12 protein-coding genes are annotated in these 16,128 nt (G+C 40.2%); all 12 read right to left on the reverse strand.

The features are described 5' to 3' along the window. Positions 1-245: 245 nt before the first annotated feature. The 12 genes from BUA79_RS01075 to BUA79_RS01130 all read right to left on the reverse strand — a co-directional run bounded on the left by BUA79_RS01075 (position 246) and on the right by BUA79_RS01130 (position 16,128). Entirely contained in the window at positions 246-1,511 is a 1,266-nt protein-coding gene (locus tag BUA79_RS01075) for a bifunctional DNA primase/polymerase (protein WP_073992517.1), read from the reverse strand. A 178-nt stretch (positions 1,512-1,689) separates the two neighbouring features. Beyond that, complete coding sequence (locus BUA79_RS01080; protein WP_073992518.1) at positions 1,690-2,715, reverse strand: hypothetical protein; 1,026 nt, start codon at positions 2,713-2,715, stop codon at positions 1,690-1,692. 547 nt (positions 2,716-3,262) lie between these two features. Continuing rightward, entirely contained in the window at positions 3,263-3,385 is a 123-nt protein-coding gene (locus BUA79_RS12775) for a hypothetical protein (protein WP_278308896.1), read from the reverse strand. Positions 3,386-3,401: 16 nt separating this feature from the next. Beyond that, positions 3,402-3,704 carry a DUF960 domain-containing protein gene (locus tag BUA79_RS01085; RefSeq protein WP_073992519.1) on the reverse strand — a complete coding sequence of 101 codons (303 nt, stop codon included), beginning with the start codon at positions 3,702-3,704 and terminating at the stop codon, positions 3,402-3,404. A 324-nt stretch (positions 3,705-4,028) separates the two neighbouring features. Continuing rightward, on the reverse strand, positions 4,029-4,421 hold the full coding sequence (locus tag BUA79_RS01090; protein ID WP_073992520.1) for a death domain-containing protein: 393 nt from the start codon (positions 4,419-4,421) through the stop codon (positions 4,029-4,031). A 38-nt stretch (positions 4,422-4,459) separates the two neighbouring features. Further along, the gene (locus BUA79_RS01095) at positions 4,460-5,152 is read right to left on the reverse strand and encodes a DUF1643 domain-containing protein (RefSeq protein WP_073992521.1); all 693 of its coding nucleotides are present in this window, start codon (positions 5,150-5,152) and stop codon (positions 4,460-4,462) included. A gap of 170 nt (positions 5,153-5,322) precedes the next feature. Continuing rightward, a complete protein-coding gene (locus tag BUA79_RS01100; RefSeq protein WP_207647303.1) occupies positions 5,323-5,850 on the reverse strand; it encodes a JAB domain-containing protein in 528 nt (175 codons plus the stop codon). A gap of 18 nt (positions 5,851-5,868) precedes the next feature. Beyond that, complete coding sequence (locus BUA79_RS01105) at positions 5,869-6,819, reverse strand: DUF5688 family protein (RefSeq protein WP_073992522.1); 951 nt, start codon at positions 6,817-6,819, stop codon at positions 5,869-5,871. 162 nt (positions 6,820-6,981) lie between these two features. Beyond that, on the reverse strand, positions 6,982-8,121 hold the full coding sequence (locus BUA79_RS01110; RefSeq protein WP_178138505.1) for a cysteine desulfurase family protein: 1,140 nt from the start codon (positions 8,119-8,121) through the stop codon (positions 6,982-6,984). Positions 8,122-8,138: 17 nt separating this feature from the next. Continuing rightward, positions 8,139-9,581, reverse strand: coding sequence for a BREX system Lon protease-like protein BrxL (gene brxL / locus BUA79_RS01115; RefSeq protein ID WP_073992524.1), 1,443 nt, complete (start codon positions 9,579-9,581; stop codon positions 8,139-8,141). A 211-nt stretch (positions 9,582-9,792) separates the two neighbouring features. Then, entirely contained in the window at positions 9,793-11,898 is a 2,106-nt protein-coding gene (pglZ, locus tag BUA79_RS01125) for a BREX-4 system phosphatase PglZ (RefSeq protein WP_073992526.1), read from the reverse strand. Between the two features lie 12 nt (positions 11,899-11,910). Continuing rightward, on the reverse strand, positions 11,911-16,128 hold the full coding sequence (locus BUA79_RS01130) for a hypothetical protein (RefSeq protein ID WP_073992527.1): 4,218 nt from the start codon (positions 16,126-16,128) through the stop codon (positions 11,911-11,913).

Below are 16,128 nucleotides of genomic sequence, written 5' to 3' on the forward strand. Positions count from 1 at the left end.
AGGGTATCCGGTATCGGCCAGCCCAGATTTATATCCTGTGCCAGTTTCCATACCTCGGCAACGGTATTTCTGGAACTGCCGCTACTGCTCGCAACGCTTACGTTGCTGTAGTCCAGGCTCTTGAGCCTGATAATATCTCGATAATTCACCATGATTATCGACCTCCATAATAGTATTTACACATTTACATGTGTATGAACTTATTATAGAGGAATGCACTGGCAATCGGAATCACCTGCACTGATTTACCGGAAACAGGTGCACCGAAAAAGCGAAAAGCGTGCACTATTCAATCGGAATACCCATGTTTTGCTATAGAAGGCTTTTGTCAGCCAAAGACGGAGTTTTTTGCTGTTTATTTTATAGACTTCTTTATGGCCGTCCATTTCTACCGCAGCATAATTCTCTTCCATGTTATCCTGAAAAAACTGTGCCTTACTGCCTGACTCGATCAGGATGTCCGATTGGGATTCTTTGCTTTCTCCATCGTCTTTCTTTGATGATAGCCTGGCTTTTCTCCACTCTGGCTCCAACCTATCACGAAGACTCTGCCAGTTCTCCTGGCTGCAGCTATTATGATGGCATCCAGCAGCGACTGCTCCATTGTCAAACTGTATAATGAAGGCGCTGCCATCTGTATGCTCCGGTCTCCATGGACAATTTTCAAGTACATATATGGTCCCATTACCCACAGACTTTACTTTAGTTACCTTAAGATTTTTATCTGTCAGCCATCTTTCAATGTCGATCTTAGTCGGCGCACATGTACCTACGCTTTTCTCCTCGACTGGATAAAGAGATGCAATGGCTTGTAACTGATCCTTCATGATTGTTTCTATTGCTTCGGGACAGTCCAGTATCCTTGCCATTCTATGCGGTCTTTCCTCCGTATCCTTTCCTTTACATGCAATGGTTCCATATAGTTTGCATATTCTCGAAGCATTATATGTTGTCTTGTCAACCTCTACCTCTGAATCACTAAATAAAGAATCTAATGCTTTTAAGACATTCTTCAAGAGATTGGTACCTTCTTGATTGTTCAGAAGATCAATCTTGAACAAAAGATGACCTCCATTCCCACTATCTGCAACGATTGGTGTTGGCCAACCTTGTGATATCAAAAAATCTTTTATCTCCTGCGTTTTCTTGATTGCCTTGTTATGTTCCGCTTCAGTTGCGGAAATATTTGAAGGCCGCTTAGGATCCAAATCAATCATAAGTACATTCAGTTTTTCAATGTCTGCATCTGACGTTGTGCTCCTTGCGTATTCAGTCAATTGATTTTCAGAATGTGAAAGAAGCACCGTTTTTACCGGGTTTATTGTGAAATATATATTATATTTTCCGATATAGGTGTCAATGCATTTGGCAAGGATTTCATCATCATTGAAAAACCCACTCAAAGTACCTTTTGGAGTTTTTAATATTCTGATTTCAGTCACACTCTCTTTGCCTTTCAGCATTTTAATTTTTTTTAAAACCTTTTTTGTTTCATCATAGTAAGTCCTCATAATATTTTTGCCTTTCTGATGATACCTAAGTAATCATCGCTGTTTATTTTAACAAAAGTTCTTTTGTTGCTCATATCTTATAACGACAAGAGCATCAAAATTATTACCTTTTAGATTAATTTTTATTTTTAAAAGGTAAAAAAAATAAGGCTGTAATTATGCAACAGCCTTATTTTTTCTATTTTTTATTAATTCTTATTATTCCATTTATGGGCAAATTATCAGGTAACCCCTCTTTGTCATTTTTATCCATCAGGTATTCACGCAATACCAATTCCGCATTCTCCAGCTCATACCTGTCTCTTACAAGGCAGTTATCATCCTCTTTGTTCTTATCATTACACTTTCTTCCCTTTTTCTTAATTTTATCCTTTGCATTTTTTACGTCATCATAAAGTCCTTTTACTGATGCATTTACAGCCTCTTTTAAAGCATCAATGTGTTTCATATTATTATAGCCAATCGAAATCTTTACATGTACTGGTAAGCATTCGAATTCTCTGAGAATTTCTTTCATCCTGTCCGCATATTCTTTTCCCATCTGCTCTTGTACCTGATAATACGTAAGTTCCATTCGATAACAAATGGAACTTATAATCATCATATCCCCGATCAACTCCTCTTTTTCTTCGCTCCATTTTTTTTCCCACTCTGGTCTCGGGAGATATTGTGTTAAAATATTCTTTACCCTCTTACCTGAATCTTTTAGCTTATATGCATTATTGTATTTTTTCTCTTTTTCGGCCAAATATTTCTTATACTGAATTTCTTTAAGTATTTCCAAGGCATTTTCCATATTCTTTCTAGTATCAGTTATCCAGTCATCAGACTCAATCGTGTTTCTGAATTCTCTGTTCAAGATTTTTGTCTGATAATTGTCTTGTCCATAGTTTTTTTGTAATGCGGCGAAAAAAGCCACCGACAATTCTTCAAAATTTTTACCCGCTTTCTTTTCCAATTCACTCTTTGATTTTTCCATCCTTACATTTTCAGATATTGAAATATCCTTAAAACATCGAATTACAGGCGTTATATATCTTTTATATGCGCTTTTTTCTTCAATAGAAAGACTATTTATGAAATCTTCTTCTGTAAAAATTTCACATATCCTCTTTAAATTTTCGTTTTGTACTTTATATTGAGCCCTAACACCTTCGTATCCATTTAACTGTTCTGACACATTGAAAATATCTGATCTAGTCACAATAAACCCCCTCTGTTAAAAAACATCTTCTTCTCTTCTTTTTCAGCCTCGAATACCGACACCATCGACATTATTGGCACCTTTTTGTTTTCAGTGCCGCAAGTGCCGGTTCTTTTAGATGTTCCAGGGCAAAAAACCCTTCTTTTATTTGCTTTTTTATTGTATCTTCCAATTCATTTTAAAGCAAACGTCGTATTTCGTCAAAAACTATTTATGTAAACCAAAAAAGGCAGAGGTTTTCGAAGTTATCCCACTGCTCCTCAGTGGGCAAAGTCTGTAATTGACCTTTTTGCAAAATTCGAAGCTCTCGTTTTCTCGCGAATCCTCACTTTTTCATTTTTTCTCAAATCGAAGCAATATGACCTATCAGGTTAATGTTTTTCATTTCTTTGAGACTAATTCCTCTAAAACGGAACTTTCTTTCACAATTTATTCCTTATTGTCCTTGTGTGCAATTCACCACTTACCGTTTTGTGTACAGGTCATCCTGTCTTCCCGGTTGAAATCAAAAAAAACAGCAGCCTCTTTCCTGACTGCTATTCCATTTTTACTTTCTTTTATTCACAAACGCCCATAGTCTGTGGAAATCGATTCCTGATTCCTTTGCCGCCTTTTGTGTTGCAGACACCAATTGAATGCCTACAGCTATAATACCCAATATTCTTTTCATTAATATTTCTTCTCCATCAATATTCTCCCGCCAGTAACATTGTCGAATGATCTCCGTCATCAATGACAAATATCTTCGATTCAACAATCTTTACTGCGTCTATCCAGTGTGTCTTGCTGTACTCTGGTACCTCTTGTTCATGTACTATCTTCTGAAGAAATACTCCGTCAACTTTTTCTTTCTTCAGTGCAAATACCTGTAAATAATCCAGTTCCTTCTCTCCCTGCAATGATTCAATGCAGTTCCACAGAAAAATCTGCAGGTCTACAGGTATTTCGCATTGTACTCCCCTCGTCATATATCTTGCATTACCAAACATCTTTTTCAGCTCCGTTACCTTTCAGTTTTTTTCAAAACAATGAGAGGCCTCTGATTTCTTATCATTTTAAATCAGATACCTCCGTATCCTAGTCCATTGTTACCGGAATCCACAGCTTATATTTCCTATTCTGCTCTTGTGCACATTCCGCCTGTATTCTCCACACATCTTTTGAATCATTCCTCTATGGCTTCCATTAATGTAAGCATAGCACGTTGCTGTTTCCCTCTTATCCGATTCAGTAGCTTCCTATCCCGACACATTCTTATCTTTCGCCACATATTAATCACTCCCTCACCTTTCTGATAACAAGTGTCCCTCTGACTAAGAGACCACATCCTTATATATCATGGTAACCGCAAAATCACTCGACAAAATGAACAACTGCCTGTACCACTGACATTCTCTCCCTGATTGCTCTGCTTTATTCTTTGGTACCAGGATTGGTTCTGTAAACTCTGCCATCTCTACAGAAGTCCCATACTTTGCCAATAGGCTCTTGTATTCTTCTGACTCACTTATGATTCCCTGCTCACAGATACAGACATACCCCCCTAGGTCTTCTTCCGGGTCCCGGTCACTCCCATAATACTCGTCCAGTATTCCGATCGTTTCTTTTGCTGCTGCAATAACTTCCCTGGGGATTATTCTGCCACCGAACAGAGGGTTTACCTGTTCAAGCAAATCCACCTGGCTGCCATTCCAAAGTTTTATCATTCTCATCCCTCCTAATACATCGTTTCCTTACGGTTATCTCAAATACTTTCCATTTTTGTATCCGTGTTGTCTTGTATTTCTTTCTTGAGCCCGATTTTTGACAACGTTCCTTTACCTTTCACACTCCTAGGAACTGGCTCTAGTTTTTGTATTGGCCTTACGTAGGGTTTTAGTTTCCAATCCCCAATTCGAATGGAGGCAAAAAGGGGGTGCATGGGGGAACAGTCAAACAAATTAAAATCATCCCCTATCTCCACAAGGATATCCTCGTACCCCTCCAAAAGCAGATTCAGGCGGTATTTTGCCATCTCGACTACCTCGTTTCCTATGAAACTGTTTCCATAGCCGATCAGTATATTGTCATACCCTCTTTTTAATACCTCTTCGATATATTCAAAATTGTCATCCAGGCTGTCTATATTTGAAGTTCTTAATTTACTCATTATATCCGGCACCAGATTCAGTATGGTGATCTTCGAGTACCCAAGCTCTGGACAGCTTAACCGGTTGACCAGGCTGTTGACGGTAGTATCCGTTTCCTGTATGTTCTTTGAGGCTGCATTCAGCATAATGACCACTATGGACTTTCCATCTTTTGATGGCTTGAATTCTTTCGTTAGTTCATACCTCTTTTTCTGGTCCTCTGAAAATACCGCCGTTGTTTCTAATATCACTGATTCTGTGATTGTTCCTTCCACCTCTTCCACTCCTTCTTTGTTGTCCTGGAGCATACAAAACCTTCTATATACGGATCCGGTTGAATGCATCCCTTGTTTTTTGCAGCTCTTAACAGGCTAATATCCTTAAAACAATCATTTTCTAGATAATAAAATAAGCCTTATATCCAAATGATATAAAGCCCCTCTTTCAATCCATAAAGCATCCTCATATAATGATCCCGCTACAATATTCCGCGTTCTTTCAGGGAAACATATCCCATATCTGATAGTATCAGATGATCCAGAAACCGTATTCCCATCAGCTTTCCTGCATCCCTGATCCTCTCCGTTATGCATATGTCCTCTTTGCTAGGTGTGATATCGCCACCTGATGGATGATTATGGTATGCGATGAATCCATAGGCACTGCACAGCATCGCTGTTTTCATAAGATCCCTTGGTGACACTAAAGCTCCATCAAGTGTTCCAATGCTCACTAACTCAATTGCTATGGGTTCACACCTTGCAGTCAGATATACCGCATAGAAATATTCTTTGTCATAATCCTCAAAGATTTTCCTTCCCAGTTCTGCAGCTGCACCCGGGGTATCGATGTTTCTTCTTTCGTACAGAGTCGATGTTTTGCGGACAAGTCTCGTCTCCACTATCTGTACCCGTTTTCTAGGGATCTCTGACTGCACAGACAGTTGTATGTCCGAAAATCTTCTTAATGACATGAATGAACCACTTTGATAGATCTCTTCTTCCATGCTTCCCTCCTTGATCCATCAGTCCTCTGCAATATGAAATTCATCTAATGCCAGGTCGTAATAATATACTTCATTAGAAAGGATCTCTTCCACTGGTACCTGAGTGCCGTTTACCTCTCTGACCATTTGACGTAATGATTCTTTTGAAAGATTTCCACTCGCCGGCAATAAGATTGCCTCATGAATAGAACTTGGAAGAATATAAATATCAGACTTCTGTTCTACTGCAAAGTTATGAAGAACCCCTGGATATAGCAGCACACTTGCACCATTCATGTTGATTGCATTGCTTAGCACATACATCTCCGCCCTATCCTCTTTTTCTCCCTCGATTAACTGGGACAAAATATCCGCATACGTATTGTCGTCCTCATCAAATGAGCTGGCAAACTGCTCTCTAATGAGCTCTTTCATGATTTCATTCATGCTCCTCAGCTTTTCCGGGAATAGGTTTGGCGTGTTTTTATTTGCCAGTTCATCTATCCGGTCGATACCAACTTTCCAATTCTCCAATAATGCCTGAGTAACGGCATAGTACGCGGTTCCTTCTTCATCCGACTTCACTACGACATAGTATACTTTTGCCATATCTTCGATTATCTTGTGAGGCAGATCCTTCAATCTTTCGCGGTTCATCTCATTGTTGATCAGTCGGTAAACGATCTGAAATTCTGCCGAGACAAAATCCAGGCAGCCGGCATTCAAGTCGTCTCCCCTCTCCTTATTGTCATTATAGATATCGATGATTTCCTCCGCTATAGCTTTGACGCTCCTCCCAGATACTACTTCTTTAAAATAATCATTCAGGTAAATCGTAGGTGCCATTTGTCTGTCTGCTTCCATCACTGTGATTGCATCCAACATCTTCCCATTATTTTTCAATACCTTGTCCAGCCTCACACTGCAGTTGCCTGGTACCTGCTTTTCCACTTCCTCTTTGACTGCTTGTAAAAATTCCCGATATTCCATTTGTCACTCTCCTTTTCTTTACTAGTTTTGGTTTGACACAAAAAATGGACTAATACCTGGTTATCTCAAGTATTAGTCCATTATTATTTATATAATATATATTTAATTTTTTATTTTAATACAAGCTTAAATCTACTATTTTTGAATTTACAAATATCAGGTTTAAATAGCGGATTTAATTTTACCGTATGCGTCGCATATTGCTAAAGCTATGTATTCCACCTCTTCAAAAGTATTATACTTGCCGTAAGAGATACGAATTGTTGATTTCACTCGTTCCTCTGATAGTCCCAAAGCAAGCAAAACATGTGAAGGCTCGTCTTTTCCTGAGTTGCAGGCAGAACTAGTTGAAATGCAAATGCCCTTCAGGTCAAGAATGTTCATCAACGATTCTCCAGAAACTCCATTAAATCCAAGGTTCACAGTTCCGGGCAAGTGCGGATCCACATTTCCATTTATCCAAACGTCAGGGATTTTTTCTCTTATTCTTGCAACTGTAGTTTTAACCATTGCCCGAAGTCGTTCTGCGGTTACCAACATATCCTTTACGCTTTCCTCAATTGCATAACCCGCTGCAACGATACCTGCCACATTTTCGGTTCCTGCACGGTGGCCATGTTCCTGCCCACCGCCGAACACCAGGTTGGGCAGGGTAATGCCTGAACGTTTATAGAAAATGCCGGCTCCCTTTGCTCCATTGAACTTATGGGCAGAAGCCGACAGAAAATCAACGTGGAGTTCATTTACATCAACCGGAATATGGCCAACAGCTTGGACAGCGTCCGTGTGAAACAGAATGCCTTTATCGTGAAGGTACTGCCCGATTTTCGCTACTGGCTGAACTGTTCCGATTTCGTTGTTGGCGAGCATTATTGAAATTAGTTTAGTATTTTGTGTAATCTTGGCCATCACATCACTAAGTGAAATAAATCCATTGCTATCAACTGGCAAATATGTGACCTCAATATTCTTACCTTCAAGAGCATGACAAGCATTCAAAATAGAGTGGTGCTCAATTGATGAAGTTATGATATGGATAACCTCACCGCTAAACATTTCCGCAATACCATGTAATGCCCAACTGTTAGCTTCAGAACCACCGGAAGTGAATATGATTTCGGTCGGTTTTGCTCCGATAGCCTCAGCTACTTGTTTACGTGCATGTTCAATAGCATGCTTTGCTTTTACTCCAAACGAATATTGACTGGATGCATTGCCATATTGCTCCCGCATAAACGGAAGCATTTTTTCAAAAGCTATTTCGGATATTTTTGTTGTAGCAGCATTATCAGCGTAAATCACGATATCATCCCTTCGTTTTAATTTTTATATTGAATATCAGGCACATCGCGTTTGCCAGGGATATCGAATTCCTTTGGAGCAAGCACGCAGAGTTGCTTTTTAATAATCGTCCGCATAGCCTTGGCAGGTTCAAGACAATACTTAATAAATTCATCCGGGTCAATATCAGATTTTGTCTCGGCCTGTGGAAAAAGTAGTTTTACGAAACCGGTGCACAGACGAGTAATTGCTGTTAGGTCACGTTTATCAGATTTGGGTGGTACAGCAAGGCAGGAGTCTACCAATGCTGTATACCTCATGTCATCGCGTAATACATGAAGAACTTCGGCAAAATATTCCGTATTCAGAGCCCATCCGTCAGCTATTATCCCTGTATGAAAACGAGGAATCTTCCAACCAGGAATAAAACCGTGAAATCGGTCGAGTATTGCCGCTTCACGGAAAATTGGATTTATCTCATTAACCATATTGATATCTGCATTGAACTTACTTGCATCAATATTACCTAGAACAATAATGCCTGCATCCGCAATTATCTGTGTGTCAAATCCTTTTACCTCACCAAACTCCATATAACTTTTCAGAGCCGCCTGTATTTGATCTGGTTGCTCAAATCGTAGAGATTGGATTTCGTCAAAAGCAACGTAGTCAAACCTCGTAATCAATCCGCCAGTTCTTTTATTGTTGTCATACAAAAGAGAGGCGCGTGAAATTGTACCGCTTGAAACAAGCCATCCCCTCTTACTTATTTTTTCATATACATAACTCTTTCCCGTTCCCATGGGGGCAAGTTCAATTAGATTAACGCGTCTTTCCACAAATGGTAATAGTCTTTGGAGAAAATACATTTTTTGTTCTTCAGTGTCGTAACCTTCTGGATTATAATCAACGGCAGCTATTAGAACATCAAGCCACTCTGCCGTTGTAAATTTCTGACGTGCATCACGGTAATAATCCAAGTCTATACTATAAGGGCAAAACGGTTGATATCCGATTAGCTTAATGAATCCACGCGGAGGTCTTTTCGAAAAATCTTGTTCCCAGACGAGGTCGATTATTCCCCAGTTTTCGCTTTCACGAAGCAGGGTATCTTGCCATCGACTTACAATGTCATTGGCGACTTCGCCGCCAGCACCTGTTTTCACCCCTCCGAAGTCAGGGAGTTCAAAAAGCGTCTTGCCTGTTTTAACGTCGACAGCAACACGAACTCGGGCAAGAAAACGAACGCTATCGCCATTAACCATTTGAAATTTGAATTGCTCATAATCCTCACGGCTTGGAATGTATTTCTTGATGTACCGGGTTACGCCATCATAGTCAATATTTCCACTCTCGTCAGAAAACTTCATCACGAGCCAATCGCGCATATATGATGGTAAACTAAGGTCTGCAAAAAATTTTGTCCGTTCTGGATTTTTCAGGACAACCATTTCAGCGAAGACCTCTTTAATTTTATTCATCCATTAACCTCCTATAAGAACAACGTGCAGCCTTGTTCTTTGAATTCTTGTATCTTAATGACTAGGTCTTCTTGATCGCAAACAATAAACTCAGCAAGACAGACTATGCAGTAGAACTCAGCAATATCTCTGCCGAGCATTTTTTTTGACAAAGCTACTTCGTCTTTGCTCAATTGCCCATTACAATCAATGCACAGCTTTTTTGTCTTCATTATGGTAATCTCATTTCATTATTGCTAATGCCCTTTGGTTTGCTAGCAACAGTTTTTGTAGGTAGTGCAACTTTACGGGAAATAACTATCACTGGTACAAGGTACTCTTCAGGGGTCATGCCACCGTGAACCTCACCTGCTACAGCGTTTTCATCAGTGTTTCCGCCTGCTGCATTACCCGACTGCTTGAAATGTTCATATGTTTTCATTACGATAAATGATTTTCCATCCAAATCTATACGCTTCATGGACGGAGTTATTGAAACATATGCAGCGTCTCTAAGTTCAACAAACCTCCCGTATGAACGTACAATAGAATTCTTGGGAGGGTCAACCGCAAAGTTCTCTGAATCGTGGAAAAGTAGTGCGGCAAGTCTACTGCTGCCGTGGTCGCCGGTAACGATAACTCTATTGACCTTTGATAACAGTTCTGCAATATACTCAACAATCTCATTAATTATTTCTATCTGGCGAGCAACACACAAAAAATAATCCTTGTCATCAGGCATTCCATTATGGGAAAGCTTATCTAATCTATCCCATTTTTTATCATCTTGCCCCCATTTGTGGTTATATTCCGTTTCACTCGGAAGTAATGATCTCGCAACTTCCGACTTTATATCTACTTCAACTACTAATTTCTTTAATTTGTAAATTATCAAGTGAAGCCACTCAGCGCCTAAGCCATCAATCCAAAAGATCATACTGTCATTTGCACCGCTCTGCTGCATAATTTTATTCCGGCCATCAATGATGTCGAAATCAATTTTATATGGAACATCCGTGCTAGGGCGATTTAGTATTTTGTTACGACGATACCAGGTGAAGTACTTTGATACTTCATCTGGGGAAATCGTAGCAGGGCTTAAATACTCGGATAAGTCTTGATAATCGTCTTTGATCAATTCTGATACTACCGCGACATCGGCTCCAGAACGCAGCAAACCACTTACTGTTTTTATGGCGTAAGAACGCTCAGCAAGTGTTTTATATGTTATTAACATCAGTCTTGTTTCTGGGGAGACAATTTTGTCAAGTTTAGCAAAATAATCGTCACTATATGTAACATCCAGCACTCTAAGAGCGGATTTGCGTTGCCTAATAAATTCATCGGGAATTTTTGGCAATTCAAAAATTGAATCTCGTAGGGCATATGGAATCTCTGACGCAGTTTTTGTTTTCCCAACCGCATATGTAAAGTAATCGTCTGTCGGGTATAATTTATACCATAACCAAAGCAGATTTTGTTCCAAGTCGGTCAATTCAGTGAATCTCGCAAACACCCCCATCGGGTCAAAACCATGACCGATATTAAGAAGATACCTTATTGTTGCTGCAAAAGGTTCATCTTTCTTAATATTCTTGACAAGATTTCTCCAGAATTCACCATCTCCATAAGCTTTTTTCAGTTTTTCACCATCGGAAACAAGCGATGTAATATATGTAAATGGCTCGTCAACAATCTTAATCTGGACTCCACCGTAGGTCTTCTCTGCGTAACGAAACAGCTTTGTTCTGGCAGAAAATGCGCTCCGACTTTTATCTGCGTAGAAAGCCACCCATTTTTCAAGCCACCCTTGCAGGTTAATAGCATCTGTTGTTACTGCATCTGCAAAATCCGGCGAGTATATGGTAAGGACATACTCAGATTCTACGTTACCTTCAGTTACTTCCCAAATAAATCTCTGTTGCCGTTCATCTTGAATTGGGATGATTTGGTCAAAAATCTCACGTCCACCAAAAATGGGAATGATGTATTTAGTCGTTGAGTTCTCGGCTTGTTGCTGTTCCCAAATTCCTGGAAATGATGCGGTTGCTTTGTCAGTCTCACGCTTTGTGCATATACGCAAATACTCTCCCAAAGAGATTATTAGAAGTTGCTTTCCCGGATGTATAGCTAATTCGTTTTTTAAATCCTTAAAGCGTGGCAGGACATCCCCCGTGGTAAACTGAGCAAGGTCAATTTCGACATCACATACAGTTTTTAATTCGATGACGAGAGCAAGATAATCATCAAAGTTGCGAACGAATATAAGCCGTGCCGGAAATCTTCCGGGCGTTAGTCTTTCATTAGAAACTTTTGAGATGATTTCGTTAATATTCATCGTAACGCCCTCCTAATTTAAGAAATTGTTGTATAACTCCGGATTCATATCAAGAAGTTTCAAAACAGCATTTCGTAGCTCTTCATCTGACATAGTCTTGACGCGCGTTTTCGCCTGTTCTTGGTACGTCTTTTGCAAGTATGTATCAAGTGTAGCACGAATTTCAGGAATTTTCGTTTCCCAAGAATAGACATCCGATGAAAGCTTTGCATTCGTCTTTAGCCTATCTATAAGGACTTTTCTATCTGATATAAACGCAGCACGGTAATTTTCACCAATATAAGCAAAAAACCTATCCGATATATAAGTTGTATCTTGCAAAACAGCAAGGTTGTTTCCTTTAAGGAAGGATAAAGCCTTGGTGAGGGCATCTTTATCTACAGCTCTGCCGTCCTGAAGAGCCCTAATGGTTCGCACAGATGCACTATGTGTTTCATCAAACAACCATATTATTGGTACATTATTGTTATTACACCATTCCTGTATAGAGGCTGTTCCGCTGATATCTTGCCATTGCTTTTTCGCTGCCGCCGAATCCCGATTATGCTTTATGTTTTCAAGTAGCCCATTTAATTTAACATCGAAGATAGAAACTGGGGTTTCATAGGATTGTTGTTTTAGAGCGGTGTAGATTTCTTCTAATTCATCGTCAGTATACGTGATTTGTCGAGCATTAAAAATGGCTTCTAACAATAATTTGGGCTTCGATAAATGTTCCCATGCTGTTTTAGCACGGCCTTCCAATGTCGAAACAACACTCTCCTTATTCGTAAGTTCGGCCCATGACGATTTGGATATTTCACGTAATTGTTTAAGTGCAGGAATCCAGCTTACGGGTAGGGTTTCGATTACCGTCCCCGGAACTTTCATATTCTCGAAAACATTATTTAAAGTGTTTTGAACCGAACGGTATGTTTTTACACCCACGCCAATTTCAGAATTCACCGTGGCAATAACACCAAACTCTTGTGCAAGTTCTCCAAGCTTTTCAATCACTTGCGTTTCACGCCAGGCCGAAATAGAATCCTGTAAATATATGCGAAGTGCATCAAAGATATCCTTATCATTTAGGTTAAGCCGTTCACTCAGCGTTTCAAGCTCTCCAATATTAGAAAACATAAACCTTCTGAAGGCCGATAGCATGGCTGATTTGTCCCACAACGCATTTGTTATCACTTGGCGTAACTGACCACGTCCGTTGAATTGTGTCAGAACTTCTGCCATGACACTCTCTTGATCTTCTGTGGTTTCATAAATAAAATCACATAATAGGTCTGTAAGCTTGATAACTACAGCCTTGGACTCGTCGCCACCAAATTTGTCACTACCCATATACTTTAGCGCCCAAACAGGAACACCAATCACAATTGTTTTTTGTCTGATAAATTTTCTTGCCTCAGCTTCACTCACCGATTCCTGAGGGGATAACATAAAGATCTTCTGAATGTATTGCTTAAACTTTTGCCAGATAGCAGAACCTGACGAAAGATTATGATTGATTGTTTTTCCGTCTAACATCTTATTAACCATACTCGCTAAATTCCCAGCTGTTGGTGGCAGCGTATTGACACCGTCAAACCAGTTAAAAGTGCCATTGACAAGCGAACGAATCGCAAGCCCAATAAAGCACCCAACAGCCATTGAATTGTAGTATCCAAATGGAGGTTGCTGCAATTTAGCCCAAAGTACATCAATCGGAATCTTTGCACCTTGCGCTAATTCTTGTTGGAAAAACGTTGCTAGACTAGATATTGGCTCTACACTACTTCCGCTTAGGTTCTTTAGGGTATCTAAATCATTAACATCCCACGCCTCAACAGTCTTTAGTGCATTTACAATATTGTTAACTTGATTATTGCTGCCTGCTTTGGTGATGCCAGTTAAAACAACATTGCTGTTACATTTTTTATAAGCCGTATTTACGGTCACAAGGCGTTCGGGCGCAGCAGGGAATACATCAAATAGCACATCCTTTTCAATGCGCTTCATAAGATCGCTTTTCCCATATATACCTGTGTACTGGATTTCGCCATAATACGCAGAAATCTGAGAATCTGCCGATGGTCCCGCCCAAGTCGCAACAATCATGCTCGATTCTATATCGTACTTCCCAGCATCACCAGTTTTTCCGTCATCAGCGCATAATTCTTTATGAGTAATAGCTTTATGCCAACGGTCAATTATCTCTGCCGTACATGGTTCACGAAGCAAAGTAACGACGAGCCGATTGCTATCGTCTTCAGCGGCAATCTGTTTAATTTTTGTCTGAAACCTCGTGTATTCACTCGCTTCAGAAACAACTACCACGAGAATTCCTATTTTATACGGAAACTTCTGTAATTCTTTTTTGATTTCGCCTAGTCGAGCCGAAAGAGATGTTGTCTCAGAGGAACAGGCTGCTATATAAACTCGACCAAATGTTGCCCTTGTATTATCCCACATAGCACTCTCGAGTGCCTTTGAGAATACGCCCTTGTCAGAAAAAAGTGCATATCGGGTATATTTCTTTTGGGTCATCTCAAGGCGAACATCGAAGGTGTCGGTGTTTCCTGTGTATGGCAACTCTAATCTTACGTCACCATTAGATTGTTCACCTAGGCTGAGAAGACCAATTTCCTTAAACGATGTGAGATACTCGTCAATCGTTGCCTGCTCTAACTGTCCGCGAAAACACTTGTAGAGCGTATTTCTGGTAGCTCCACTTCGCCCAAACGTGTGGCTCTGTTTGCTATATAGATTGCTAATGTTGCTCCCGCTCATTACAGCTATGAGGAGCAATGCCGCCTTAAAGACGTGAATAGCATACTCATCAGAGATGGAATCTGATTTGTTTTGGAAATGCTGAATAACTTTGCGGGTCTCCGCACTAAAGTCTCGTACATCGCTGCCGCGAGTGAAAAAGTAATCCCATAAATAATCAGCAGTTAGCCACTGCCATTTGTCGGGCTCATTATTCTCAATATAGTGGATAAACCCGACACCCTCTGAGGATTCATTTCGATCTTTCATGAAACGGAATAAGGTCCTCTGCGATGCGCCAAAGTTTTGTGCCACCGTAGCAAGCATAGACAAAGTCATTGGGTGAATCGGACACAGCTTCGACATGCGTTCGTTGATATTTATGCTTTGATCAAGGTTATCGAATTCTGCATTATACTTTTGGATGGATTTGAGTAAATCCTTTTTAATATCTTCCCATTGATGCGCCATCCCTGGGCGAGGTATAATCGAATCACCAATTAAGTCATAGGCCGCACTCTCAGTGATATGGAATTCTAATTTATGATAACGGTGGAGAATTCGCTCATATGTTTCCTCACCGAGTTCCGATACCCACGTTGGGTCGTGGTGAACGATAAGGCACATAAAGAATGGGGCATTCTGTTTTGTCTTGCCGTCTTTATCGACAGACTTGCAAAATTCTGAGAGGCGTTGAAGTACATTGTCATCTCCACAGTCGCGCAAAAACCCGGTGAATTCGTCCCAAATGAAAACTATGCCAGTTTCCTGCAGCCCATTTCCTGCAATGATATCTTTTATCCACTCCTCAAATCTATCCACAACACCTGTGAACATATTACGATGATTATCATCACATATACGCTTAACCAAGTGGATAGCATCCGAGTCTCCATCCAATACAGCTTGTTGGAATTCTTCAATATCAGAATACTGGTCAGAAAGACCATAAAGCAGGTCTGTGAAAAGATACTCCCAGTTTATGCTCTTGTCGTTTATTGCATCTTTGGCCGCGTTAATGAGAGAGCTTGTCCCATAGTATGCTTTACCGCCAAACTTTTCAGCCAATTTTTCTTTAATTTTAACTTCCATCTCCATCATGAGATGTGTCCCGCTTTTGATGTCAGTTGCTCCGCTTGTCCAAACCACTAAAAAATCGCCTTTCTCGCGAATTTTTATAAAGCGTTTCCTGTACTCCGCGAGTGACGGCTTGTTGAGGAATGAATCGATGTTGGCAATGCTATCCTCAAATAGATGCTTTAAAACAATAGCTGCATAGCTTTTGCCCGTGCCATATGCACCATGAATCCAAAACGATCGACGTTTGTCGTTGTCTTCCCAAAGAATGGTTTGACAAACTGCTTCCATGGCTCGTTGCATATCTCCATGGACGATGTACTCTTGCCATAGATTAGGGTTTCGTTCTTCTGCATCCAAGTCTACGACTGATTCATAGTTGGCAGATAGTTCAATATAATTGCTGTATTTCAT

The sequence above is a fragment of the Parasporobacterium paucivorans DSM 15970 genome (genome assembly GCF_900141895.1).
Lineage (GTDB): Bacteria > Bacillota > Clostridia > Lachnospirales > Lachnospiraceae > Parasporobacterium > Parasporobacterium paucivorans.

What these genes read in the sequence shown, in the direction of transcription:
- BUA79_RS01075 (WP_073992517.1), bottom strand. Translation starts at nt 1,511, where the DNA reads ATGAGGACTTACTATGATGAAACAAAAAAGGTTTTAAAAAAAATTAAA.
- BUA79_RS12775 (WP_278308896.1), bottom strand. Translation starts at nt 3,385, where the DNA reads ATGAAAAGAATATTGGGTATTATAGCTGTAGGCATTCAATTGGTGTCT.
- BUA79_RS01085 (WP_073992519.1), bottom strand. Translation starts at nt 3,704, where the DNA reads ATGTTTGGTAATGCAAGATATATGACGAGGGGAGTACAATGCGAAATA.
- BUA79_RS01090 (WP_073992520.1), bottom strand. Translation starts at nt 4,421, where the DNA reads ATGATAAAACTTTGGAATGGCAGCCAGGTGGATTTGCTTGAACAGGTA.
- BUA79_RS01095 (WP_073992521.1), bottom strand. Translation starts at nt 5,152, where the DNA reads ATGCTCCAGGACAACAAAGAAGGAGTGGAAGAGGTGGAAGGAACAATC.
- BUA79_RS01100 (WP_207647303.1), bottom strand. Translation starts at nt 5,850, where the DNA reads ATGGAAGAAGAGATCTATCAAAGTGGTTCATTCATGTCATTAAGAAGA.
- BUA79_RS01105 (WP_073992522.1), bottom strand. Translation starts at nt 6,819, where the DNA reads ATGGAATATCGGGAATTTTTACAAGCAGTCAAAGAGGAAGTGGAAAAG.
- brxL (WP_073992524.1), bottom strand. Translation starts at nt 9,581, where the DNA reads ATGAATAAAATTAAAGAGGTCTTCGCTGAAATGGTTGTCCTGAAAAAT.
- pglZ (WP_073992526.1), bottom strand. Translation starts at nt 11,898, where the DNA reads ATGAATATTAACGAAATCATCTCAAAAGTTTCTAATGAAAGACTAACG.
- BUA79_RS01130 (WP_073992527.1), bottom strand. Translation starts at nt 16,128, where the DNA reads ATGAAATACAGCAATTATATTGAACTATCTGCCAACTATGAATCAGTC.